The sequence below is a fragment of the Luteibacter yeojuensis genome (genome assembly GCF_000964085.1).
In the GTDB taxonomy this organism is placed as follows: Bacteria; Pseudomonadota; Gammaproteobacteria; order Xanthomonadales; family Rhodanobacteraceae; genus Luteibacter; species Luteibacter yeojuensis_A.
In genome coordinates this window covers 1-1,356 of record NZ_JZRB01000138.1, presented here as the reverse complement: position 1 = coordinate 1,356, position 1,356 = coordinate 1, and the positions used below count along the sequence as shown (strand labels likewise).

Genomic DNA, 1,356 nt, shown 5'->3' with positions numbered 1-1,356 from the left:
CTGCTTGTCGACAAGCAGCTCGTCGAGGCTCGCCGTGCCGTCGAGGACTGCGACGCCGAGTTCCGCCGGCTCGAGCAGGAACGGCAGCGCGTCGAGCACGTGCTGGGCCAGGTGCGTGAAAACGTGGCCGAGAAGCGCCTCGCCGCCCAGGCCTTGCAGCTGCGCGCCGAGCAGCTGGCCCAGGCCATCGCCGCCTCGGGCCTCGAGCTCGATGCCTTGCTGGCCGAGCTGGCCGAGGATGCCGAGCCCGCGCACTGGCAGGGCCAGCTCGCCGACCTGGCGCAGAAGATCGCCCGCCTCGAGCCGGTGAACCTCGCGGCCATCCAGGAGCATGCCGAGCAGTCGCAGCGCAAGGAATACCTCGACGCCCAGCTCACCGACCTCACCAGCGCCATGGAAACGCTCGAAGGCGCCATCAAGAAGATCGACCGCGAAACCCGCCAGCGCTTCAAGGAAACCTTCGACCGCGTCAACGCCGGCGTGCAGGAGCTGTTCCCGCGCCTGTTCGGCGGCGGCCACGCTTACCTCGAGCTTACGGGCGAGGACCTGCTCGACACCGGCGTGGCCATCATGGCGCGGCCGCCGGGCAAGCGCGTTTCCAATATCACGCTGCTGTCGGGCGGCGAGAAGGCCCTCACGGCGGTCTCACTCGTCTTCGCTATCTTCGGCCTCAACCCCGCGCCGTTCTGCCTGCTGGACGAGGTGGACGCACCGCTGGACGAGGCCAACGTGGGCCGTTTCTCGGCGATGGTGCGCGAGATGAGCGAGAAGGTGCAATTCATCTTCGTCAGCCACAACAAGGCCACGATGGAGGCCGCGCACCAGTTGTGTGGCGTTACCATGCGCGAACCGGGCGTGTCGCGCCTCGTCCAGGTCGACCTGGCCGAAGCCTCCAAGCTCGCCGGCGTCGCGTAAGCACTACCCAAGGAACCCAGTACGCAATGAATCCCGCCATCGGCCTCGCCTGGAACCCTGCCGTCGGCATCCCGATGCTCTTCGTGGGCATCGTCGTGCTCGTGCTGATCTGGCTCTTCGGCCAGCCGCGCAAGGAGCAGGGCCGCCGCAAGCCGGTGCCTGAGCAGCCGGAACGGCCGCGCGAGCGCCGCGAGCCGGTGTTCGGCGGCGAAACCCAGCAACGCGAAGCCGATGACGTGACCTTCAGCGCCCGCGACGACGAGCGTTTCGACGGCCGTTTCGACGAGGGCTTCGGCGCCCGCGACGACGCGGCCCGCGACGACGATGCCAACGACCCGCTGTTCCGCCCCTCGCCGAAGCAGGGCGAGCTGGATGTCGACCTGCGCGCCGAGCTCGAGCGCCTTGGCGCATCGCTGGCGGGCGAACGCGGCGCCGCGAAGG

Annotated in this window: 1 protein-coding gene and 1 pseudogene; both read left to right on the top strand. The window is 69.1% G+C overall.

Translation table 11 applies throughout. The features are described from left to right. Nucleotides 1-915: chromosome segregation SMC family protein (locus VI08_RS20595; RefSeq protein WP_045831521.1), on the top strand; the 915-nt coding region annotated here is incomplete at its 5' end. Between the two features lie 26 nt (nt 916-941). Then, nucleotides 942-1,356: pseudogene (locus tag VI08_RS22325) on the top strand (hypothetical protein); the annotation flags it as partial.